Consider the following 23,013-nt stretch of genomic DNA (forward strand, 5'->3'; position numbering starts at 1 on the left):
CTTCAACCTGACCCATTGGAGCATCGCCCCTCAGCCGATCGACCTTCGGTAGCAATCGGCCATAAACGCTCATTCACAGCGGGTGTATCCCACCGAACGTCGAGACCATTCACTGCGAAGGGGGTAAATTTTGGAGGGGGCCTTGCGCGAGTCGTGTCTATAATTTTTCAGATATCGGCCCAATTGGTCAGTGAACACAAATGCCCGCAGATGACGAGTCGCTGCCCAGTTCTGACGTTCTCTTCGACGAAGCTGACTGCGGCTTACTGCTTACCGCAGAAAATGGCGAGATCGCACAGGTCAACCTGACATTCTGCCGCTGGTTAGGCTACCGGCGAGACGAGCTGCTCGGTCGTCACATCCAGGACTTGATGAGCCTCGAGGGAAGGACGTTCCACAAGATGTACTGGGCCCCCCTCATGCAGATACAGGGCGTAGTGGCTGAGGTGAAGTTCGATCTCGTTCACGACAACGGACATTCCATTCCAATGATGCTCAGCGCCATCAGCTGTGAGCATTCTGCTGGCATATTTCATGAAATGACGCTGTTCAAAGCTGCGGATAACCAAAGGTACGAGCGCGACCTGCTCAATGCCCGAATGCTTGCCGAAAGGCATTTGGCGAAACACCTCAAGGACCAACGCGTACTGGATATGACCCAGGACAAGTTGCGTATCACGTACGCTGCGGCTGAGGACAGGGCTCTGTTCGCCGAGCAGCTTATCGGGATTGTCAGTCATGACCTGCGCAACCCGTTGTCGGCCATAAAACTGGCGGCGGAACTGCTGGGCCGCAGGGAAATGGATGCCAAACAGGTCCAGATACTTGGCCACATCACCCATTCGGCTGAGCGTGCGCAGCGCCTGGTGGCCGATCTGCTGGATTTCACCTTGACTCAGGTCGGACGAGGTATCTCAGTCCTGCCCAACCCCGTCGATTTACACGAACTGGTGGCCGATTGCCTGGACGAGTTGAGCCTGGCCTTTCCCGGGCATAAGTTGACCCATCTGCGGTATGGGCAAGGTGATTTTTCTGCAGACAGTGATCGGCTCTATCAGCTCATCGGCAACCTGGTCGCCAATGCAGTCGCCTACGGCGCCGCCGATAGCGAAGTCACCGTTTCTACATGCTTTGAAGTTCAAGCGATCATTATTACCGTGCACAATTTTGGCACCCCGATACCTGAGGTGTTGCTAGGGGATTTGTTCGAGCCGATGATCCGAGGCAGTCATGACAATGCCGAACTCAGAAGTGTCGGGTTGGGTTTGTTCATCGTTCGGGAAATAGTACGGGCGCACTACGGCGAAGTGGCTGTAACTTCTACTCTCACCGCAGGTACAACATTCACTGCAACCTTTCCTCGCACTTTAAATCAGCTTGGAATCGCCCCTCCATTGCCAGCCGACGATAGCCTGGCGTGACTGGCCGCTGTGGGTTGTGGATTCAACCGGTTGAATCCACAACCAAGTGCGGCTTCTCAATCACTGATCCGCAGAACCCGTAATGGCGAAAATGTTGCAGGGCACTTGATACAGAACATGCTCCGTCGTACTGCCCACCCATTTGCCCAGTCCCTTGCGATGCGCATTTCCCATGACGATCACATCGGCCCGGTGATGCGCTGCAAAGTCGGCCAGCGCTTTGCCAGGGGGTCCTGCAACGAAGTGTTGCCGCTCAGTGGGTACGCCATAGTGGTCGGCCAATGCGATAAATGTCTTTTGCAGTGACTTGCGTACATCGCTGCTGAAGCCTGGCATCGTCACTGCACCAGCGCCTGCGTCGGATATATGTGTCAGCGATAGATCGTAGGCATACAGCAAATGCAACTCCGCATTGCATTGCATCGACAACCCGTTCGCCGCCTGGATGATGCGGTCGTTGATGCCAGTGATCTGAGTCTCGGGTTGTGACGGATCAACTGCCGCCACTACCACCCGTGGAAGTGGACACCTGAGTTCGCTGACCAGATGCACAGCCACCGGACATTCGCGCAACAAGTGCCAATCCAGAGGCGTAATGAAAACGCGTTTGAGCGCTGACTCGTGTTGCACGTCCTTGATAACCAGATCCGGTTGCATTTCTGCCACATGCCGAAGTATTTCTTGCAGCGCGGTGCGCGTAACCAGCACTTCGGTGCTCACTGCAACTCCGCGTCCGCGGATTAGACCGGCCTCATCCTTCAGCCACTTTTCGTTTTCTTGCTGACAGGCCTCACGAAAACGCGCACCGGCGCTCATCAAACCCAAGAGGTTGGAGTCTTCGATGAACACCGTGATATGCAGCGCTGCGCCAGTGGCTTCGGCAATGGCGACAGCTCGCTCCAACGCCGGGGTGTGACGCATGACTGGACCGGCTATCAGAAAGAGTCGTTGATACTGGCTCATGTAACACCTCCAAATGCTTCGGGATATCTAGCTCCCCCAGCGTTGTCGCCTGTCACACCACCGACGATTTACTATCGCCTCAACTATCTGGAACTATCAATATACGCCTGGATGCCATCTATCCCCTACTTGGCCGAGTCAACTTTTTCAACAGAATCGACCGACTGCTGCCGGTCGCCGTTGCCGATGTTCGACCGAAAGCCCACTGTCAGCGCGTTGTATTTGAGTCGCCCCGATTTACTGGACGCATGACCAGTTGAATCCACAGTCGTTTACTGGCGCCGTTAGCTATTTAAGCAGTGGCCCCTAGAACTTTTCTCTATTTATCGGTCTATGTGGATAGCCACATCCGTTCGGTAAACGCGAACCCGCAGGCTCCCCCACAAATCAACCAGAGGTTGTCTTCGCTCATGAAATTCCATGACCCACGGATGGTGCTCTTCGGCCTGTTCGCGTTCGCGGCAGTGGGCTCGGCATCAGCAACACAGATGAAGACCTCAACCCCTGTTTTCGCACCTGAAGTCGCAGTCGTTCAGGTGCCGGCCCAGACTTCCGGCAATCCTTGGCCGACCTTGGCCAGCATGGTCGGCAAGCAACCAGGGCCGTTGCTTGCCCATGACGACCGATACTGGCATGACGGCCGCTGGCACTCTCGTAGAGACGATTGGCGCCGTGACGACTGGCGTAGAGATAACTGGCGCAGAGAGCAGGCCCGCCGCGAAGCAGAACGCCAACGTTATTGGGAACGCCACCATGATCGGGCCATGCGGCACCGCTATGAGGACGATCGCCGCTACTATCGTCGCTAGTGCGACGCCAAGGGCAATTCGCCTGCAACACCGGCGATGCACCGCCAACCTGCGAAACCGGCCCGAAACAGCTGTACTCGCTCATCGGGTTGTAGAAGCTGGCTAGAAACGTCGACGAGGTACGAGCGACTCCCTTTCGCCCTCCTCGGCGGCGTTGAAGGCAATATGCAAACGATCATGGTTATGCTGCCGCCCTCCTCCAGTTCCGATGACGCCGAGCCACCCCATGCGAATACACACGCGGCAGGCATACGCGTTATGTTATATCTTATATAACCATGAACTGTCAGTCGCCACTGGCAGAGCCGTCCACCCCCTGCTTGCGACATTCGATGACAACTTCTACTCACATCCCCCCCATCAAAAGCTTGAACCAACGCCTGCTGTCCATTGATGCCCTGAGGGGATTGGTAATCCTCCTTATGCTGCTGGATCACGTGCGCGAAACGTTCTTTTTGCACCGTCAAGTAGCAGACCCCATGGACATCGAATCCACTGAGCCGGCGCTGTTTTTCAGCCGCACACTTGCTCATTTGTGTGCGCCGGTGTTCATACTGCTCACTGGACTTTCCGCTTACCTGTATGGCCAAAAGCACCAGGGCAAGGGCGATGTGTCAGCCTTTTTGTTCAAGCGCGGTCTATTGCTGGTACTGCTGGAGTTCACCCTGGTGAATTTCGCCTGGACATTTCAGCTCCCACCTACGGCAATCTACATGCAAGTGATTTGGGCCATTGGCATCTGCATGATTGCCCTGGCCGGACTGGTTTGGTTACCCAGACCCATGCTGTGCTGCCTGGGCCTGGTGATCGTGGCCGGGCACAATCTGCTGGATAATGTGCACTTCGCGACAGGCTCGCCCATGCATATACCCTGGGCCATTTTGCATGATCGCGGCTGGATCGATGTCTGCGACAGCTTACGTCTGCGCACCTCTTATCCTGTGCTTCCCTGGATCGGTGTGATCGCCCTTGGATACAGTATCGGCCCCTGGTTTTCTGGCCAGGTTTTGGCCGCGGAGCGTCAACGTACTCTGCTGCTTGCCGGGGCCGGAACATTGGTCGGATTTGTCGCACTGCGAGCAGTCAATGGTTATGGCGAGGTGCATTGGGTCGCCCATGAAGGCATCGCGCAAACCCTCATGAGCTTCTTCAACATTACAAAATACCCGCCCTCCCTGTTGTTCCTTTTGCTGACGTCGGGCATTGGCCTGTTACTGCTTCGTGCCTTGGAACAGGCTCAACAACGCAAGTGGGTCAATGCATTGGCAGTCTTTGGCGCGGCGCCGATGTTCTTCTACTTGCTCCACCTTTACGTACTCAAGACGCTGTATCTGGTCAGCGTGGCGTTGTTCGGATTGAACCAGGGAAATTTTTTCGGTTTCGACAGCATTTGGGCTGTATGGCTGACGGCGGTGCTCCTGGCTTTATCCCTGTATTTACCCGTGCGCTGGTTCGCGGCATTGAAGGCACGCCGTCGCGATATCAGATGGCTCAAATACTTCTGATCAGGACATTTGCTCACAAAAGTGGCCCCTGGAGAGCAATGCCAGTCAGGTAAGCGTTTGAACGCCTTCCAGAGGGATGGTGGCCGGTCGTTGGATCAGCGTTCACTGAAGATCAAAACTGTGGGCGGCAGACTTGTGGCAACGGGTTATCAACGCGTAAGTTGATGACCTGCCCTTAACGACACGCCGGAGTTGATCCATGCGCATCGCCTTGCTGTCCGACATGCACCTGTCCGTCAATACGATCCCGTTTCCCGTCGTGGATGCCGATATTGTCGTGCTCGCCGGGGACATCGCCCGGCCGGCCAAGGCTATCGAGTGGGCCAGAGCCTGCCCGGTTCCACTGCTGTACGTGGCAGGCAATCACGAGTTTTATGGCAGTGACCTGGTCTCCACCTACGAACAGTTGAACAGCCTGACGCAAGGTACGCAGATCCACATTCTGGAACGTTCGGAGTACATCCACGAAGGCGTGCGTTTTCTCGGCTGCACCTTGTGGTCGGACTATCGCCTTCTCGATGGCCCCGAGGACCGGGCGCTGGGCATCGATCTGGCGACCCGGCTGATTCGTGACTTCAGCCACATCAAGATCGCCCCCGATTTCCCTGACCTGTTCACGCCGGCCATTTCCCAGCTGGTGTTTCTGCAGACGGTCGCCTGGCTGGAAGACTGCTTCAAGCGCGACAGCAGCACACCCACGGTGGTGGTCTCTCATTTCGCTCCGACAAAGTCGAGCATCAGCCCGACCTTTGCCGGTTCGCCGATCAACTCAAGCTTTGTCTCGGACCTCGAAGCGCGGATCAAGGACTGGCAGCCGGCACTGTGGCTGCATGGCCATACCCATGGCAGCTTTGATTATCGAGTGGGAAACACCCGCGTGATCTGCAACCCCCGGGGCTATGCCAAGAATGGCATCAATGAAAATCCTGATTTCGATGATGCCTTCGTGATCGATCTGGATCTGTGAAGCGACCCTCAAATCAACAGTTCCAGCGTATCGAACAGTTCGACATCTTCCGGCCGTGTCGACCGGGCGCGGCGGCGGATGACCTGGAACAGGCAGTCGACGAAGCATTGCCCGGCGACCCCCAACTGGGCATTGCGCGGGGTGACGATGCCGATGGTGTCGGTGGCGAAGGTTTCCGCCAGCGCCAGGCGCCCCACCCGTTCGCGGTAGCCCGGGATGGTGAGCATCGGCTCCGGGAAATAACTGAGCATGTCTGTCTGCTCCACCAATGAAAGCGTCAACTGCGGTGAATGCGCGCGGTGGATGTGTTGCATATCGATCTGCGCACCGTGTTGCCAAAACAACTCGGTCATCAAACCTTCATGGCTGGCATCCGGGTAGTTGACCACCCAATCCTGATCCAGCAAATCGTGGATCGAGCGGCTGTCGCGCCGTGGATGCTCATGGCGGGCCACCACGGCCATGCGGTAAGACAGAATCTGCTCGCTGACGAACTCCGGGCGCGGCAGCAGTGATGACACCAACCCCACTGCAAACTCCATGGTGCCGTCGCGCAATCGCGGCAACGTCACCGCCATCAAGCCTTCGAAAATCTCCAGGCGTACCCGTGGCATGCGCTGGCGGAATAGCGTCACGACCTCGGGTAACAAGGTCATGCCCATCCACGGCGAAATGCCGAGGCGCAACTGCCCTTCGGCCTGGTCGCTCAGGTGTGCCAGTTCCAGTTGCGCGCGTTCGAGTTGGCTGAGCATCTGCCGCGCATGCTGCAACAGTGACTGACCGTAGGTGGTCAGCACCACACCGCTGGCATTGCGCAACAGCAGTGGCAGGTTCAAGTGTTCCTCCAGCTCGCGCAACGCCTTGGCCACTGCCGTCTGCGACACCCCCAGTTGCCGCGCCGCCGCACGAATGCTGCCGCAGTCGGCAATCATCACCAGCGCCCGCAATTGATGCAGCTTCATCCCTTCCTCCTGATGCACCAGGGTGTAAACCAGCGGTTTTCAGCCCACCTTTTTTGCGACTGCCGCGACATTCGCCAACTCATTAGCATCACAGGGTATCAGTCCAACAGCCGAAAACGACCAATAAAAACGAGGAGAATCTGATGACCGATTTGCCCGCCCTGCCCGGCATTCGTGCACTCGAAGAAGAGATGATCGCCCTGCGCCGACACATCCACGCCCATCCGGAATTGAGCTTTGAAGAGTTCGCCACCGCTGACCTGGTGGCGAGCAAGCTCCAGGCCTGGGGTTACCAGGTACATCGCGGCCTGGGCGGCACCGGTGTGGTCGGGCTGTTGCGCCAAGGCTCCAGCGGCAAAACGATCGGCCTGCGCGCCGACATGGATGCGCTGCCGATCATCGAGCAGACCGGGTTGCCCTACTCCAGCCGCCACGAAGGCGTGATGCACGCCTGCGGTCACGACGGGCACACGGCGATGCTGCTGGCGGCCGCCCGTTACCTGGCCGAGAGCCGAGAGTTCGACGGCTCGCTGGTGGTGATTTTCCAGCCGGCCGAGGAAGGCGACGGCGGCGCTCGGCGCATGCTCGATGACGGTCTGTTCGAGCTGTTCCCCTGCGACGCGGTGTTCGCGATGCACAACATGCCAGGACTGCCGGTGGGCAAACTGGGCTTCCTCGCTGGCCCGTTCATGGCCTCGACCGACACCGTGACCATTCGGGTCGACGGCGTTGGCGGTCACGGCGCCATGCCGCACAAGGCCGTTGACCCGGTACTGGCCGGCTCGGCCATCGTCATGGCATTACAAAGCATTGTCTCGCGTAATGTCGCGCCGCTCGACACAGCGGTTGTGACCGTCGGCGCGTTCCACGCCGGGATTGCCGCCAACGTGATTCCCGATCACGCCGAGTTGCAGTTGAGCGTGCGTGCTCTCAAGGCGCAGGTGCGTGACGAGCTGATTGTACGGATCACCGCCGTGGCCGAGGCCCAGGCTACGAGTTTCGGCGCCCGCGCCACGGTGACGGTCGACGAGGCGCAACGCTTCCCGGCTCTGTTGAATCATCCCGAAAGCACCGAGTTCGCCCGGCAAGTAGCGCTTGATTGGGTGGGCGAAGACGGCTTGATCGCGAACATGCAACCGCTGACCGGGAGTGAGGATTTCGCCGTGATGCTGGAGCGTTGCCCCGGTTGTTATTTGCTGATCGGCAACGGTGATGGCGAAGGCGGCTGCATGGTGCATAACCCCGGCTACGACTTCAACGATGACTGCCTGCCGACAGGTGCGAGCTACTGGGTGCGGCTGGTCGAGACCTTCCTGGCCTGACCTCATCCCTATCGCCCTCGTCTTCTGGAGTTCGTCAAATGTCCACTCCCGTTTCTACCGCCATGCCTGATACCGCTGCGACCCGGCAGCCGATTGGTGCGAAAGCCATCGCCGCCATCACCATCGGCTCCGGTCTCGAGTTCTACGATTTTTCCGTCTACAGCTTCTTCGCCACGCTGATCGGTCGCCAGTTTTTCCCGGTCGAGAGCACGCTCGGGCAATTGCTGCTGTCCCTGGCGACCTTTGGTGTCGGTTTCGGCATGCGCCCCATCGGTGGCCTGGTACTCGGCGCCTATGCCGACCGGGTCGGGCGCAAACCGGCGATGATGCTCACCCTGTGGCTGATGGCGCTGGGTTCGCTGTTGTTCACCATCGCCCCCACCTATGCGCAGATCGGCGTCTTCGCACCGTTGATCATTGTGCTGGCACGCCTGATCCAGGGCTTCGCCATCGGCGGTGAGGTCGGAGCCTCTACGGCAATGCTGATGGAACACGCCGATGACAGAAGCCGCGGGTTCTACGGCAGTTGGCAGCTGTTCAGCCAGGGCTTGAGCTTTCTGCTCGGCGCACTGGTGGCCCTGACACTGAGCTCGTCCCTGCCGCCCGAGGCGCTGGAGAGCTGGGGTTGGCGGGTGCCGTTTGCCCTCGGGATGCTGGTGATCCCGGTCGGCATTTATATCCGTCGTCACCTCAAGGAAACCGCCGCCGAACAAGGTCATGAAGCGTTCTCCAGCGTGCGGGTGATCTTCACCGGCTACCGTCGCCTGATCGTGACCGGGGTGCTGTTGGTGATCGGTAGCACCGCGTCCAGCTACATCGTGCTCGATTACATGACCAACTACACGGTCACGGTGCTGCACCTGCCGATGACCATGGGCACCACCGCCGCCTGCCTCGGCGCGCTGGTGCAGATCAGCCTGTCGATCTGGGCCGGCCGGCTCAGCGACCGTATCGGCCGGCGCCGCACCATCGCTCTGGGCAGTATCCCGATGCTGTTGCTGATCTATCCGGCGTTCATGCTGATGAACCAGTTCCCGACGCTCGGCATGCTGCTGGCCGTCTCGTTGGTCACCACCCTGTTGCTGGTGTTGATCACCGTGCCGACCCTGGTGTTGGTCACTGAACTGTTCCCAAGGGCGATTCGCGCCACCGGGTTATCGATCATCTATTGCCTGGGTGTCTCGGTGTTCGGCGGCTTCGCGCAGTTTTTCGCCACCGGTTTGATCGGCCTGACCGGCAATAACAACGCCCCGGCGCTGTATGTCATGGCGTGCCTGTGCCTGACCTTGATCGGGCTGGCGATGGTCAAGGAAACGGCCGGCAAGCCACTCGATTAGGCCGTTGTGACCATGACGGGCGTATGCGTCGGATTCTTTCAAACCGCGTATACGCCCAACGCCTTCAACAACACCGCGTATTGCATTTGCCCCGGCCAAAACGCGCTTCCTGGCGTTCGCGGAAAAACATCTCATAGCTCATGACTGGCTCGCCCGGACGGTTGCGGGCCATTTGTGCCACGTAGTTGTCGTACTCGGGAACGCCCACCATCAATCGGGCGCTCTGGCTGAACAATCTGGCAACCTGCTGCAGTTTGCGGAACATGACTGATCTCTCTGTATGCGTGGGACCTGCCCCATGAAACCGCGCTCATGTATCTGCACTGTGTCCACATCGGGCGCCTTTGTATTTTCATGTATCCAGGCTCGCACCCGATGGAACGCCGGCAACCCGCTACACTTTCCTCGCTCCGCCGCGGCACCAAAGCGGTCAAGACCCCTGACTACTGATCTGGAGGTATCCCATGAGCGACAGCAGCGAACTCACCACCTTTACCGGCTGGGCCGCCACCGCAGCGGGCGCGCCACTGGAACGCTACAGCTACGATCCCGGTCCGTTGGGCAACGACGAGGTGGAAGTCGCCGTGGAATATTGCGGCGTCTGCCACTCCGACCAGTCGTTGATCGACAACGATTGGGGTATCAGCCACTACCCGTTTATCCCCGGCCATGAGGTGGTCGGCCGTATCGTGCGGCTGGGCGACCAGGTTCGCGGTCTGGAAATGGGGCAACGGGTGGGCATCGGTTGGTACAAGGGCAGTTGCATGCATTGCACGTCGTGCATCGAAGGTTCCCATAACCTGTGTCGCACCGTGCAACCGACCATCATCGGCAGCAACGGCGGCTTTGCCGACCGCATTCGTTCGCACTGGGCCTGGGCCCTGCCGATCCCGGCCGGACTCGATCCGGCAATGGCCGGGCCGCTGTTCTGCGCCGGTTCGACCGTGTTCAACCCGCTGTTGGAATTCGGCATCAAGCCCACTGACCGGGTCGGCGTAGTGGGTATTGGCGGTCTCGGTCACCTGGCGTTGCGTTTTCTCAACGCCTGGGGCTGCGAAGTCACGGCGTTCACCTCATCGCTGAGCAAGCAGGACGAAGCCAGGCGCCTGGGCGCGCACAAGGTGGTCGCCTCGACCGATACCAATGCGCTCAATGCCATTGCCGGCACCCTGGATTTTCTGCTGGTCACCGCCAACGCCAACCTCGACTGGAGCGCCATGCTCGCCACCCTGCGCGGCAAGGGTCGCCTGCACTTTGTCGGCGTCGTGCCCGATGCCATACCGATGCACGTGTTCGAGCTGATTCCCCAGCAAAAAACCATGTCCGCCTCACCGGTCGGCTCGCCCGCCAACACCGCGACCATGCTGGAGTTCTGCGCACGCCACCAGATTGTGCCGCAGGTCGAGATGTTTCCCATGAGCCGCGTCAACGAGGCCATCGATCACTTGCGCAGTGGCAAGGCGCGCTACCGCGTGGTGCTGGACGCCAGTCAGTGACCTTGTAGGAGCTGGCTTGCCAGCGATGGTCGTTAACGATAACGCGCGTGAGCTGGATAAACGCGGCGCATTTGAGTCCATCGCCGGCAAGCCGGCTCCTACAAATCCCCTCAGGGATTGGCTACCTGCGCAGGCGCCAATGGCATGTGCGGGTCATTCCAGGTGAACCGATAGGCTTTGCCGGCTTCTGGTGGGAGGCATTTGCCGTTATCGGCATCCGCGCCCACGATCGACCAGTTCGCCCGGGCGATTTCCCCCAGTTCACGGGCCGCTTCGGGTTTGAAGCACTGGTTCAGTACGTCATCCGGCACCAATGCGTAGGCCTTGGGGTGTTCGCGCAGATACAGCGCGGCCTTTTCGATGGTCGAATTGTCCATGCCGAAATGCACGATCGGTTGCCGGGCGAACAACCAGTGCCCCTCCTCCCAGTTGACCAGCACCAGATCGGCGCCCCGGGTCATGGACGCCGCCTGGGTCATGAGCACCTGATCAACGTTGGTGCCGTCCTTGAGCGGTTCGATGAAACCACGGGCGAACCACAACGCGAACCAGGTCGCCACCAGTGCCGGGAACACCCGGCGCATACGCGGGTGCCGTTTGAACCAGCGCCTGAGCAGCCACGGGATCAACGGCGCGGCGACCAGCACCAGCCCAGGCAGCGCCGGGTAGATGTACAACTTGCGCTTGCCTGTGCTGATGCAAAAAAACAGCACCACCAGCACCACCCAACCGAGCAACACCAAGACCCGGCCGTCGCGTTTTTGCAACTGACGGCGCCAGGCCGGCACCAGCCATGGCAGCACCAGCACCAGTGGTAGCCAATACTGCGGGATTACGTTGGTGAAGAAATACCAGAACGGTTCGCGGTGATGCCACGCGGCGGCATAGCGGCCCGCGGTCTGGCGCAGGAGGATCTCCCGTGCATAGGCAACTTCGTCCGCGCTGCCATTGAAGAGGATGGACAAGGCCAGGGGCAACAGCCAGATCGCGATGGCGCCAAGCATCAGCGCAAACCCGAGCAACCACTTGCGCGCCTCGCCCGGCATCGCCACCACACCGGGCCAGCCTTTGCGCACCCCATAGGCGTAGGGAATCAGCAACAGTGCCGGCAGGAAACCCACACCTTTGGTGATCACGCCAATGCCCATGGCCGCGCAGCCCGCGTAGAACCAGCGCCACGCAGGTCCCAGCAGCAGGTGCCGCGCCAGACCGTACAGGCCCAGGGAGGTGAACAGAATCAAGAAACTGTCGATCTGACCGGTGCGCAGGATGCTGTAGGTCTGGTAGGTCGCCAGGTACAACAGCGCGGCGTTGCGCCCGGTACGCTGGGTCCACAGGCGACGGCCCAGGTCATAGACCATCGCCGTGACCGTCACCGCCGAAAACAGTCCCGGGATATAAAGCGCGATGTTGGGTTTGCCGGTCAGCCAGGTGAAGAACGCCACCGTCCACATGAAAATCGGCGGTTTGTCACCGTAGATCTCGGCGGCCCGGTGCGGGATCAGCCACGAGCCGTTCTGCAGCATCTCCAGCGCGACACCGAGGAAACGCTCTTCGTCCACATTCTGAGCCTGACGCAACCCCATGCCCGCGCCGATCAGCAACAGGGCAAGCAGCATCAGCCCCAGGCACTCGACCCTGGGCGACAACGATCTACGCATTGCTTATTCCTTTGCGCTTCTGCTTTTGGCAATCAATTGCAGGTTGCGAAAATAGACCAGGGAGCCAAACGCCTGCCCGACGATGAACACCGGGTCCTGGCGGTAAATGGCGTAGGCGAGCAACAAGGTGCTGCCGACGATGCTCAGGTACCAGAAGTTGGTCGGGATCACGCTGCGTTTCTTGTACTCGCTGTACAACCACTGCAAGACAAACCGCCCGGTAAAGGCAGCCTGCCCGGCAAAGCCGACCAGCAACCACAGGGTTTCACGGGTCAGAATCATCCTTCGAGCTCCTGGGCCTGGGTGTTCAGGCGTGTGCGTTTGATCAGCCACCAGACGCCGATCAGGTCAAGAATGCCGACCAGCGCACGGTCGAGGTTGCCGTATTTCGATACCCCGGCCGTGCGCGGACGGTGGTTGACCGGGTGCACGATCATGCGCCCGTTATGACGCTGGATCAGCGCCGGAATATAGCGATGCATGTGGTCGAAGTACGGCAGGCGCAAGAACGCCGCGCGCTCGATCAGCTTCAGGCCACAACCGGTGTCCGGGGTGGCGTCCTTGAGCAGGCGGCGGCGCAGGTTGTTGGCGAACCGCGAGGCGTAGCGCTTGCTCGCGGTGTCACGGCGATTGACCCGGTGCCCGGCCACCAGTTGTACATCGACCTTGCCCGGTTCGCCGCGCACCAGCGCCAGCATGCCGGGAATGTCCGCCGGGTCGTTCTGGCCGTCGCCATCGAGGGTCGCCAGCCACTGCCCGCGTGCCTCACGGGCCGCGTGGTACAGCGAGGTGCTCTGCCCCAGCGACCGCTCGTGATGCAGGATGCGCAAGGTGTTCAAGCCGTTTTGGCGGATCTGCCGCAGTTCCTGCAGGGTCGAATCGGTGCTGCCATCGTCGACCACGATGATTTCGTAAGCCTCATCGGCCAGCGCCACGCGGACTTCTTCAAGCAATGGCTTGAGGTTGTTCGCTTCGTTCTTGGCGGGAATCAGTACGGATACAAAAATGTCTTGGCTCATGGGGTCTCTCTCGCCTTTTTTGATTGTTCGAGATCAGAGGCGAACGCTTCAAATTTGATAGAACTGCCGATACCACTTCACGAATTCACCGACGCCGGCTTCCAGCGTCACCTGCGGGCTGAAGCCCACCCAATCGGCCAGCGCCGAGACATCGGCCCAGGTCTTGACCACGTCACCGGCCTGCATTGGCAAGTAGTTGCGCCGGGCCTGCAGATCCAGGGCTGATTCCAGGCACTCGACGAAATCCAGCAACGCCACCGGCATGCCGCGACCGATGTTGAAGAGCCGGTTGACCCCGGCGACAGAGCCTTCCGGCACCGGAGGCCTTGGCCGCAGTCGGGCGATCCCTTCGACAATGTCGTCGACAAAGGTGAAGTCGCGGTACATCTGCCCCTGGTTGTAGATGTCGATGGGCAGGCCTTTGAGGATGGCGTCGGTAAACCTGAACAGCGCCATGTCCGGACGACCCCAAGGGCCGTAGACGGTAAAGAAGCGCAGGCCACTGGCTTTCAGGCCATACAAATGGCAGTAACTTTCAGCCAGCAGTTCATTGGCGCGCTTGCTGGCGGCGTACAGCGAAACGGGATGATCGACCGGGTCCTCGACACTGAACGGCATCTTGCTGTTGGCGCCGTACACCGAACTGCTCGAGGCGTAGATCAGGTGCTCGGGGCGATGGTGCCGACAGGCTTCGAGCACATTGAGGAAACCCACCAGGTTCGATTGCCCGTAGACATCCGGGTTGTCCAGCGAGTAGCGCACCCCGGCCTGGGCCGCCAGGTGCACCACCTCGGTAAAAGCGTGTTGTTGAAACAGGCTCATCAGGGCAGGTTTGTCGACGATGTCCATTTTCCGGAAGCGAAAACCCGGCAGAGTCTCCAGCACCTTGAGACGTGCGTGCTTGAGTTCCACGTCGTAATAGTCGTTGAGGTTATCGATACCAACGACCTCCTGACCCTCGCGGCACAAGCGCTGGACCGTATGAAAGCCGATGAAACCGGCCGCACCGGTGACCAGTACGGTCATGGGAAACGCGCCGGCGACTGCGTCGCGATCGACGCGAGATGACTGATCCGAACCCTCGTCAACTTCATGTGTAGTCCCTGCTTATGGCTTCATTCGCGCACGGTTGCGTTATGAAGCTTATAAAACAGACACATTTCAGTTTGGATAACGCCTCGCGCCACCTCGAAAAAATAAAATATCCGGCCGAAAACACCGCGGTTATCTGGCCGATCCGCCATGGGGTTTGTAAAACCGGAACAAACCGATATCCACGGTCCTGATGTATTGCCTGGCCCAATCCGGCTTGACGGTACGATCATGGAAATACAGGGCACCCTGGGTGCGATCCGGCAGCTCCTTGTTCAGGGCCTTGCGCGCGATTTCCTTGGCCATCGCGTAAGGCACTTCTTCCTGGACCGAGTCGGACTTACCGTCGCACCACCAGGAAAACTGGCAACTCTTGGTTTCCGAACCCTGCTTGACCACTTTGCACACCGTGTCCGGAAAGCCCTCATGGCCCAGGCGATTCATGACCACGTTGGCCACTGCCTCCATGTCGGCGGCGTCCTTGCCCTTGGCTTCCCAGTAAATGGACCGGGCCAGGCAGGTGATCGCATCGTCCAGTGGCGCGGCGCCGGCCGGGTCGACGGCCTGGACTTCGGACGGGGTAATGGCTTCTGCCTTGGGCGCTGGTGCCGGGTTGTTGCTCTCGGCGGCTTTCTGTTCCAGCACCTCGGCCTTGTTCTCGGCCGATTCCTGTTTTTGTTCTTGATCCGTAGCGGATACCGGGCCGGCAAGCAACGTCAGGGCAAGGCAGGTGGCGATCCAGTCGAAGCGCATGGTCGGTGTCACTTGGTGAGTGGTTCAATTGAGTCTAGTAGTGAAATGATTTCGCCCACCCCACTACACTCTGGATAAATCCGTTGTGTTAGATGGGCCAACTTCGCGCATCATGGGCGCAATCTGCTCAAGGGGGATTTTCATGGGTTTCATTTCATCCGCAATGCGTTTGGCCGGTATATCACTGAGCCTGGTATTCGCCGCCAACGCCGTGGCGGCCGACGAAGCGCAATTGATCGAATCGATCAACGTCTACCGTAGCCAACCGCAGCGCTGCGCAGGCCAGGCTTCATCGGAGCTGCCACCCCTGTCGGCCGACCCGCGCCTGGTGCTGACCGCCCCGAACATCGGTAATCTGCAGCAGGCCATGGTCACTGCCGGTTATCCCATGAAGAATGTGCAAGCCATCAGCCTGTCCGGGCCTCGCGATGCCGCCTCGGCGATGAAGGCGATTCAGGAGAGCTTTTGCCAGATCGTCCTCGACCCGCAATTCGTCGATGTCGGCGTCAGCCGCCAGGACCGTGAATGGCGCATCGTGGTCGCACGGCCGTTGTTGAGCGCACGCCTGGGCGACGCGCAGGCCGAAGGCCAGAAGCTGCTGAGCGAACTCAACGCAGCACGCACCCGGCCACGCCAGTGCGGCGCGCAGTCCTTCGCCGCCGCGCCACCGCTGGCCTGGAACGCCACGCTGGCCACCGCCGCCGAAGGCAACGCCCGCTCCATGGCCAACAACAACTACTTCGATCACAAGGACCGCGATGGCCGCACCCCGGGCGACCGCGCGGAACTGGCCGGCTACGACTTCCAGCAGATCGGCGAAAACATCGCCGCCGGCCAAGACACCGCGCACAAGGTGGTCGAAGGCTGGCTGGCCAGCCCCGGCCATTGCGCCAACCTGATGAACCCACAGTTCCGCGAACTGGGCGCGGCTTACGCCACCGACCCGAAGAGCGATGCGGGGATTTACTGGACGGCGATGTTTGGGGCGCAGTGATGACAAGACTCTGAATGTGTCGCGGACGGGCCATCCAACGGGGAACCTGCAGGAGCGATGCTGGCTCACGAAGGACATCAACGATAACGCGGGTTGTCTGAAAGCCCGCGTTGTCCTGGCGTTTTTCGCGAGCAAGCTCGCTCCTACACGGAAACGAGCTCAATTGCGATCAGGTCGGCCGACGGGGCAGATCAAGATCAAAAGCCAGAGCTACCTCGTACCTGCTCGCGATGGACGTCAACGATAACGCGGGTTGTCTGAAAGCCCGCGTTGTCCTGGCATTTTTCGCGAGCAAGCTCGCTCCTACACGGAAACGAGCTCAATTGCGATCAGGCCGGCCGACGGGACAGATCAAAATCAAAAGCCCGAGCTACCTCGTACCTGTAGGAGCGAGCCTGCTCGCGATGGACGTCAACGATAACGCGGGTTGTCTGAATGCCCGCGTTGTCCTGGCGTTTTTCGCGAGCAAGCTCGCTCCTACACGGAAACGAGCTCAATTGCGATCAGGCCGGCCGACGGGACAGATCAAAATCAAAAGCCCGAGCTACCTCGTACCTGTAGGAGCGAGCCTGCTCGCGATGGACGTCAACGATAACGCGGGTTGTCTGAATGCCCGCGTTGTCCTGGCGTTTTTCGCGAGCAAGCTCGCTCCTACACGGAAACGAGCTCAATTGCGATCGGGCAGGCAGGCCGACGGGGCAGGTCAAAATCAAAAGCCCGAGCTACCTCGTACCTGTAGGAGCGAGCCTGCTCGCGATGGACGTCAACGATAGCGCGGGCTGTCTGAATGCCCGCGTTGTTCAGACGTTTTTCGCGAGCAAGCTCGCTCCTACAGGGAAACGACTTCAATTGTGATCAGGCCGGCCGATAGGCCGCCTCGGGCGCTTTTGCGGTACACGCCCCCTCGAGAGGCCGAGTGGAGGTTCTGCGTAGTGGGCAACCCGGCATGGATGCCGGGTTAGCCGCCGCCGGCCATGGATGGCCGATGGCGTCGGGCCCACGGAGCAGGACCGGAACGAGGGCATGCCGAGCCACAGCGAGGCACCGAACGTCAGGGGCAAGAGCCCTTGGTTACTTGGGGCTTTTCCAAGTGACCCGCTGTAAAAGCGGAACCATAGGTGGCCGTTACCGCAGGAATGGATATTCACCCAATCCAATCCCATCCAATCCATACATACGCATCAAAGTGAACTGGAACTCTTTAATGACTTGCCATCAGTGGCTACTCATCCCGGCAGCATGCATCAACATCCGCAATGCCCCCGCCACCACTCCCAACGCAACCACACTGCCCAGCCAGATCAACACCAGCCACCCAAGGCGCTTGTACCAAGGCGCCGGTGCCGGTTCACGGGAATCAATGGTAGCCATCGCCAATCCTCACTTTGCCGCGGAACACGTAGTAGCTCCAGACCGTGTACATCAGGATGATCGGCAGGATGAACAGCGCGCCGATCAGGATGAACAACTGGCTGGTTGGCGGTGACGCCGCTGCCCACAGGCTGATCGACGGCGGCACGATGTTCGGCCAGATGCTGAACGCCAGGCCGATGTAACCCAGGAACACCAGCATCAGGGTGAAGGCGAACGGCCAATGGGTGTGACGTTGGCGCAGGGTCCTGAGCAGGCCGAACATCGCCAGCAAAGCCAGCGCCGCCAGACCACCGAACACCGCCAGGTGCGCATGGGCAAACCAGCGCGTGGCGATTTCCGGATGGAGGATGGGCGTCCATACACAGATCACGCCGATCACCGCCAACAGCAGCCAGGCCAGGGGCCGGGTGAACAGGCGCATACGCGATTCGAGCATGCCTTCGGTCTTGACCAGCAACCAGGTGCTGCCGAGCAGCGCATAAGCGACGATCAGGCCGACACCGCAGAACAGCGGAAACGGTGCCAGCCAGTCCAGCGAACCGCCGGCGAACTGGCGATCGACCACCGGGATGCCGGCAATGTAAGTGCCGATCACCACGCCCTGGGAAAAGGTCGCCAGCAGCGAACCGCCGATGAACGCCATGTCCCAGATGTGACGCTTTTCAGGGCTGGCCTTGAATCGGAACTCGAACGCTACACCGCGAAAGATCAAGCCGCACAACATCAGGATCAGCGGCAGGTACAGCGCTTCCAGTATCACCGAATAGGCCAGCGGGAAAGCGCCATACAGTGCCGCGCCGCCCAGCACCAGCCAGGTCTCGTTGCCATCCCAGACCGGTGCCACGGTGTTCATCATCACATCGCGCTCCTTCGCATCCGGGATCAGCGGAAACAGAATGCCCAACCCCAGGTCGAAGCCGTCCATGATCACGTACATCATCACGCCGAAGGCGATGATCACGCCCCAGATCAGCGATAAATCGATACCTTGAATACCCATGACTCAACTCCCTTCCTTCAATTGACGCGGGCGTCGGTTTCGAGAATTTCAGCGCCGGCGGACAGCGGCCGGCGCGGTGTGACCAGCTGATCGGAGTGCCCGTCGACCGGATGCCCGTGATGGGGCTGCGGTCCTTTGCCGACCAGTTTCATCATGTAGCCGATGCCCACCGTGAACACCGAGAAATAGATCACCACGAACAGCGCGAGCGAGATGCTCAACTGCGCGACGCTGTGATTGGACGCGGCATCGGCGGTACGCAGCAGGCCATACACCACCCACGGCTGGCGCCCGACTTCGGTGGTGATCCACCCGGCCAGCATGGCGATCAGGCCACTTGGCCCCATCCACAACATCAGGCGCAGGAACCAGCGATTGCGGTAGATGGCGCCGCTGCGGCGCAGGGCCAGGCCGAGCACGCCGGCCAGCACCATCAACATGCCCAGCCCGGCCATGACACGGAAACTCCAGAAGACCACCGTCGCATTGGGTCGGTCCTCTTTCGGGAAGCTCTTGAGCGCCGGGATCTGCTTGTCGAGGCTGTGGGTCAGGATCAGGCTGCCCAGGTACGGAACCTCGATGGCGTACCTGGTTTTCTCGGCCTGCATGTCAGGGATGCCGAACAGCACCAGGGGCGTGGCTTCGCTCCCGTTGTTTTCCCAGTGCCCTTCGATGGCAGCGATCTTCGCCGGTTGATGCTCCAGGGTATTCAAGCCGTGGGCATCACCGACCACCGCCTGGATCGGGCAGACGATCAAGGCCATCCACAACGCCATCGACAGCATCTTGCGCACTTGTTTGGTGTCGTTGCCGCGCAGCAGGTGCCACGCCGCCGACGAGCCGACAAAGAATGCCGTGGCCACGAACGCGGCAATCGCCATGTGCGCCAGGCGGTACGGGAACGACGGGTTGAACACGATGGCCAGCCAGTCCAGCGGCATCACCCGACCGTCGACGATCTCAAAACCCTGGGGCGTTTGCATCCAGCTGTTGGACGCAAGAATCCAGAAGGTCGAAATCAGGGTGCCGATGGCGACCATGACCGTCGAAAAGAAGTGCAAGCCACGCCCTACCCGGTTCCAGCCGAACAGCATGACCCCGAGGAAACCGGCCTCGAGGAAGAACGCCGTGAGCACTTCATAGGTCAGCAACGGCCCGGTGATGCTGCCGGCGAAGTCGGAGAAACGGCTCCAGTTGGTGCCGAACTCGTAGGCCATGACCAGCCCCGAGACCACGCCCATGCCGAAGTTGACGGCGAAGATCTTCGACCAGAAATGGTAGAGATCGCGGTAGGTGTCGTTGTGGGTTTTCAGCCAAAGCCCTTCGAGCACCGCCAGGAAACTGGCCAGCCCGATGGTGATGGCGGGAAAGATGATGTGGAACGAAACCGTGAACGCGAATTGAATGCGCGCCAGGTCCAGTGCCTCCAGGTTAAACATGTCGATATCCTCATTGCGGCTGAAAAACGGCGGCACACGGCCGGGCCACCGTCAGGCCGGGGGCCTGCAGCCAACACAAGTCGAAAGGGTTAGGTGAGCGGCACCGGGCCGCCCCCGGTGCTACGCGGCGGAAGTCGAAATCAGGTTGCTGGCCTTCGCCTGCTCCAGCCGGATGGCGATGAACTTGGAAGTCGGGGTGAAGGTGCGGTCACCGTAGCTTTCCAGCGGCACCAACGGGTTGGTCTCGGGGTAGTACGCCGCTGCCTGACCAGCCGGAATGTCGTAGGCGATCAGGGTGAAACCGCTGACCCGACGCTCGCGCTCGTCATCCCACAGCGCCACCAGGTCGACCTTCTGCCCAGGCTCAAAACCCAGCCGGCGAATGTCCTGCTCGTTGGCGAACACCACGTCGCGCATGCCGTACACCCCGCGATAACGGTCATCCAGGCCATACAGCGTGGTGTTGTACTGATCGTGGGAGCGCATGGTCTGCAGAATCAGGTGTGGCTTGACCGTCAGGTTGCGCACGCCCTCGCTGATCAGGTGCTCCGGCAGCACGCTCGGCGTGAACTGGGCCTTGCCGCTGGCGGTTTTCCAGATGCGCCTGGCCGCGTCGTTGGGCATGTGGAAACCGCCCGGATGCAGCAAGCGCTGGTTGAAATCTTCGAAACCGGGAATGGTGTCGGCAATCATGTTGCGGATGCGGCCGTAGTCGCCGATGGCCCAGTTCCAGTCGATCGGGTGCTTGCCCAGTGTCGCGGCGGCGATGCCGGCAATGATCGCAGGCTCGGAGCGCAGGTGTTTCGACTTCGGTTTCAGTTGACCGTGGGAGATGTGGATCATGCTGAAGGTGTCTTCCACGGTGACGCCTTGCGGCCCTTCGGCCTGGATATCGATGTCGGTGCGGCCCAGGCACGGCAGGATCAGCGCTTCACGGCCGGTGACCAGATGGCTGCGGTTAAGCTTGGTGGCGATGTGCACGGTGAGGTCGCATTTATGCAACGCGGCGTGGGTGCGTGGCGTGTCGGGGGTGGCCTGGGCGAAATTGCCACCCAGGGCGATAAACACTTTCGAACGCCCCTGCTCCATCGCGCCAATCGCCATCACGGTGTTGTGACCGTGCTCGCGCGGTGGCTTGAAGGAGAAGCGTTTTTCCAGGGCATTGAGCAAGTCGGTGGGCGCCAGCTCGTTGATGCCCATGGTGCGGTCGCCCTGCACGTTACTGTGACCGCGAACCGGTGACAGGCCTGCGCCGGGGCGGCCGACATTGCCGCGCAGCAGCATCAGGTTGATGACTTCCTGCAGCGTCGGCACCGAGTGCGTGTGCTGGGTCAGGCCCATCGCCCAGCACATGATCACCCGCTTGGACCGGGCGTACATGCGCGCGGCGAGTTCGATGTCCGCCAATGGCATGCCAGACTGCTGCTCGATGTGCTCCCAACTGGTTGCGTCGACTTCGCCCAGGTAGGCGCCCATTCCCGAGGTGTGTTCGGCGATGAACTCATGGTCGAACACCGGTTCGCCGCCGCTGACCTGAGCTTCGCGCTCCCACTGCAGCAGGAACTTGACCATGCCGCGCATGACTGCCATGTCGCCACCCAGTGCCGGGCGGAAGTAGGCTGTGTTGGTCGGCTCGGAGCCGTTCAGCAGCATTTCGATCGGGTGCTGTGGATGCTGGAAGCGCTCCAGCCCGCGCTCTTTGAGTGGGTTGATGCAGATCACCTGTGCACCGCGCTTGACCGCTTCGCGCAACGGTTCAAGCATCCGCGGGTGGTTGGTGCCGGGGTTCTGACCGATGACGAAGATCGCATCGGCATGTTCCAGGTCGTCAAACACCACGGTGCCTTTACCCACGCCGAGGCTTTCGATCATGCTCACCGCACTGGCTTCGTGGCACATGTTGGAGCAATCCGGAAAGTTGTTGGTACCGTAGGCCCGGACGAACAGCTGATAGAGAAAGGCGGCTTCGTTGCTGGCCCGGCCCGAGGTATAGAACTCGGCCTGGTCCGGCGATTCCAGCGCGTTGAGGTGCCGGGCGATCAGCGCGAACGCTTCGTCCCAGGTGGTTTCCACGTAACGGTCGGTGGTCGCGTCATAGCGCATCGGGTGGGTCAGGCGGCCCTGATACTCCAGCCAGTAATCGCTCTGCTCGGCCAGCGCCGAGACACTGTATTTGTTGAAGAAGGCCGGGTCGACCAAACGGCCCGTGGCTTCCCAGTTAACCGCCTTGGCGCCGTTCTCGCAGAACTTGACCATGCCGTTTTCCGGCGACTCGCCCCAGGCACAACCGGGGCAATCGAACCCGCCGTTCTGGTTGGTCTTGAGCATGGCGCGAATATTCTTCAGCGCGTTTTCACTGCCCAGCCAGTTTTTGGTAACAGCAATCAGCGCGCCCCAACCAGCGGCGGCACCTTTGTAGGGTTTGTAGCGGTCGACTTGAGACATGGTACTTCTCCGTGACCTGATTCAGGCCATTGATCGTTTGACGGAGAAAGCATATGAACAGGGAATAATTATTGTCTAATCGCTATTTATGACCACATGATCGAGGATATTTATCATCGATATTTGTTGTTGTTTATCATTAGCTTATAAGATTTAACCAGCCGTTAACGTTGCAACTTTATCCATCATAGATGCACTCGATCAACCGGTTACTAATAGTGATTGGACGGACCGACAAGTTGCTCTTAGCCTGCGCACAACAAATCCGTTTTCAGCGCTCCTACACCTGCGCTCAATAAATCCGTTATCGGCGCAATATTTGTAGGAGCGAGCTCTGCTCGCGATGGACTCCAGAGCACCGCGTTCAGCCAGCAAGCACGCGTAATCGTTAACGACCATCGCGAGCAGAGCTCGCTCCTACACGGAACATTCATTCAATGCGTGCCAAGCGAGG

20 protein-coding genes are annotated in these 23,013 nt (G+C 60.0%); 8 read left to right on the forward strand and 12 right to left on the reverse strand.

Features of this window, described 5'->3' with window-relative positions; translation table 11 throughout:
- The first annotated feature begins 200 nt into the window (after window positions 1-200).
- On the forward strand, window positions 201-1,421 hold the full coding sequence (locus tag KGA98_RS08445; RefSeq protein WP_223502044.1) for a PAS domain-containing sensor histidine kinase: 1,221 nt from the start codon (window positions 201-203) through the stop codon (window positions 1,419-1,421).
- A gap of 60 nt (window positions 1,422-1,481) precedes the next feature.
- On the opposite strand, the gene KGA98_RS08450 is transcribed toward KGA98_RS08445, so the two are convergent.
- Window positions 1,482-2,384 (reverse strand): universal stress protein, encoded by a 903-nt coding sequence (locus KGA98_RS08450; protein WP_223502045.1) that lies wholly within the window; start codon window positions 2,382-2,384, stop codon window positions 1,482-1,484.
- A gap of 410 nt (window positions 2,385-2,794) precedes the next feature.
- Here KGA98_RS08450 and KGA98_RS08455 point away from each other — a divergent pair, with 410 nt between their 5' ends.
- The 3 genes from KGA98_RS08455 (at window position 2,795) to KGA98_RS08465 (ending at window position 5,665) form a co-directional block, all read left to right on the forward strand.
- Entirely contained in the window at window positions 2,795-3,193 is a 399-nt protein-coding gene (locus KGA98_RS08455; RefSeq protein WP_223502046.1) for a hypothetical protein, read from the forward strand.
- A gap of 332 nt (window positions 3,194-3,525) precedes the next feature.
- On the forward strand, window positions 3,526-4,698 hold the full coding sequence (locus tag KGA98_RS08460; RefSeq protein ID WP_223502047.1) for a DUF1624 domain-containing protein: 1,173 nt from the start codon (window positions 3,526-3,528) through the stop codon (window positions 4,696-4,698).
- A 199-nt stretch (window positions 4,699-4,897) separates the two neighbouring features.
- Window positions 4,898-5,665, forward strand: a complete 768-nt coding sequence (locus tag KGA98_RS08465) for a metallophosphoesterase (RefSeq protein ID WP_223502048.1) — start codon at window positions 4,898-4,900, stop codon at window positions 5,663-5,665.
- An 8-nt stretch (window positions 5,666-5,673) separates the two neighbouring features.
- Here KGA98_RS08465 and KGA98_RS08470 read toward each other — a convergent pair whose 3' ends face one another.
- On the reverse strand, window positions 5,674-6,627 hold the full coding sequence (locus tag KGA98_RS08470; protein WP_090456093.1) for a LysR family transcriptional regulator: 954 nt from the start codon (window positions 6,625-6,627) through the stop codon (window positions 5,674-5,676).
- Between the two features lie 143 nt (window positions 6,628-6,770).
- Between KGA98_RS08470 and KGA98_RS08475 the strand changes: the two genes are divergently transcribed.
- Window positions 6,771-7,949, forward strand: coding sequence for a M20 aminoacylase family protein (locus KGA98_RS08475; RefSeq protein WP_154908537.1), 1,179 nt, complete (start codon window positions 6,771-6,773; stop codon window positions 7,947-7,949).
- Between the two features lie 38 nt (window positions 7,950-7,987).
- Entirely contained in the window at window positions 7,988-9,286 is a 1,299-nt protein-coding gene (locus tag KGA98_RS08480; RefSeq protein ID WP_223502049.1) for an MFS transporter, read from the forward strand.
- Window positions 9,287-9,350: 64 nt separating this feature from the next.
- On the opposite strand, the gene KGA98_RS08485 is transcribed toward KGA98_RS08480, so the two are convergent.
- Window positions 9,351-9,551, reverse strand: coding sequence for a YbdD/YjiX family protein (locus KGA98_RS08485; RefSeq protein ID WP_150814436.1), 201 nt, complete (start codon window positions 9,549-9,551; stop codon window positions 9,351-9,353).
- Between the two features lie 199 nt (window positions 9,552-9,750).
- On the opposite strand from KGA98_RS08485, the gene ahr reads away from it, so the two are divergent.
- The gene (ahr, locus tag KGA98_RS08490) at window positions 9,751-10,782 is read left to right on the forward strand and encodes an NADPH-dependent aldehyde reductase Ahr (protein WP_154861946.1); all 1,032 of its coding nucleotides are present in this window, start codon (window positions 9,751-9,753) and stop codon (window positions 10,780-10,782) included.
- A gap of 110 nt (window positions 10,783-10,892) precedes the next feature.
- On the opposite strand, the gene KGA98_RS08495 is transcribed toward ahr, so the two are convergent.
- The 5 genes from KGA98_RS08495 to KGA98_RS08515 all read right to left on the reverse strand — a co-directional run bounded on the left by KGA98_RS08495 (window position 10,893) and on the right by KGA98_RS08515 (window position 15,307).
- On the reverse strand, window positions 10,893-12,443 hold the full coding sequence (locus tag KGA98_RS08495; protein ID WP_223502050.1) for an ArnT family glycosyltransferase: 1,551 nt from the start codon (window positions 12,441-12,443) through the stop codon (window positions 10,893-10,895).
- A gap of 3 nt (window positions 12,444-12,446) precedes the next feature.
- On the reverse strand, window positions 12,447-12,725 hold the full coding sequence (locus KGA98_RS08500) for a lipid-A-disaccharide synthase N-terminal domain-containing protein (protein WP_095945709.1): 279 nt from the start codon (window positions 12,723-12,725) through the stop codon (window positions 12,447-12,449).
- Window positions 12,722-13,462: a glycosyltransferase family 2 protein gene (locus tag KGA98_RS08505; protein WP_150814432.1), complete on the reverse strand. Its 741-nt coding sequence runs from the start codon at window positions 13,460-13,462 to the stop codon at window positions 12,722-12,724. Before KGA98_RS08505 ends, KGA98_RS08500 begins: the two co-directional genes overlap by 4 nt.
- A gap of 48 nt (window positions 13,463-13,510) precedes the next feature.
- Window positions 13,511-14,488 carry an NAD-dependent epimerase gene (locus KGA98_RS08510; protein ID WP_223502051.1) on the reverse strand — a complete coding sequence of 326 codons (978 nt, stop codon included), beginning with the start codon at window positions 14,486-14,488 and terminating at the stop codon, window positions 13,511-13,513.
- 198 nt (window positions 14,489-14,686) lie between these two features.
- Window positions 14,687-15,307 carry a cell wall hydrolase gene (locus KGA98_RS08515; RefSeq protein WP_154947611.1) on the reverse strand — a complete coding sequence of 207 codons (621 nt, stop codon included), beginning with the start codon at window positions 15,305-15,307 and terminating at the stop codon, window positions 14,687-14,689.
- 142 nt (window positions 15,308-15,449) lie between these two features.
- On the opposite strand from KGA98_RS08515, the gene KGA98_RS08520 reads away from it, so the two are divergent.
- Window positions 15,450-16,301, forward strand: coding sequence for a CAP domain-containing protein (locus KGA98_RS08520; protein WP_223502052.1), 852 nt, complete (start codon window positions 15,450-15,452; stop codon window positions 16,299-16,301).
- A gap of 1,215 nt (window positions 16,302-17,516) precedes the next feature.
- On the opposite strand, the gene KGA98_RS08525 is transcribed toward KGA98_RS08520, so the two are convergent.
- The 4 genes from KGA98_RS08525 to KGA98_RS08540 form a co-directional block, all read right to left on the reverse strand.
- Window positions 17,517-17,672: a DUF2474 domain-containing protein gene (locus KGA98_RS08525; protein ID WP_007992893.1), complete on the reverse strand. Its 156-nt coding sequence runs from the start codon at window positions 17,670-17,672 to the stop codon at window positions 17,517-17,519.
- The gene (gene cydB, locus KGA98_RS08530; RefSeq protein WP_223502053.1) at window positions 17,659-18,675 is read right to left on the reverse strand and encodes a cytochrome d ubiquinol oxidase subunit II; all 1,017 of its coding nucleotides are present in this window, start codon (window positions 18,673-18,675) and stop codon (window positions 17,659-17,661) included. Before cydB ends, KGA98_RS08525 begins: the two co-directional genes overlap by 14 nt.
- A gap of 17 nt (window positions 18,676-18,692) precedes the next feature.
- Window positions 18,693-20,114, reverse strand: a complete 1,422-nt coding sequence (locus KGA98_RS08535) for a cytochrome ubiquinol oxidase subunit I (protein WP_223502054.1) — start codon at window positions 20,112-20,114, stop codon at window positions 18,693-18,695.
- Between the two features lie 120 nt (window positions 20,115-20,234).
- Window positions 20,235-22,559: an FdhF/YdeP family oxidoreductase gene (locus KGA98_RS08540; protein WP_223502055.1), complete on the reverse strand. Its 2,325-nt coding sequence runs from the start codon at window positions 22,557-22,559 to the stop codon at window positions 20,235-20,237.
- Between the last annotated feature and the right edge of the window lie 454 nt (window positions 22,560-23,013).

Source organism: Pseudomonas sp. BF-R-24 (assembly GCF_019947335.1).
GTDB lineage: Bacteria > Pseudomonadota > Gammaproteobacteria > Pseudomonadales > Pseudomonadaceae > Aquipseudomonas > Aquipseudomonas jessenii.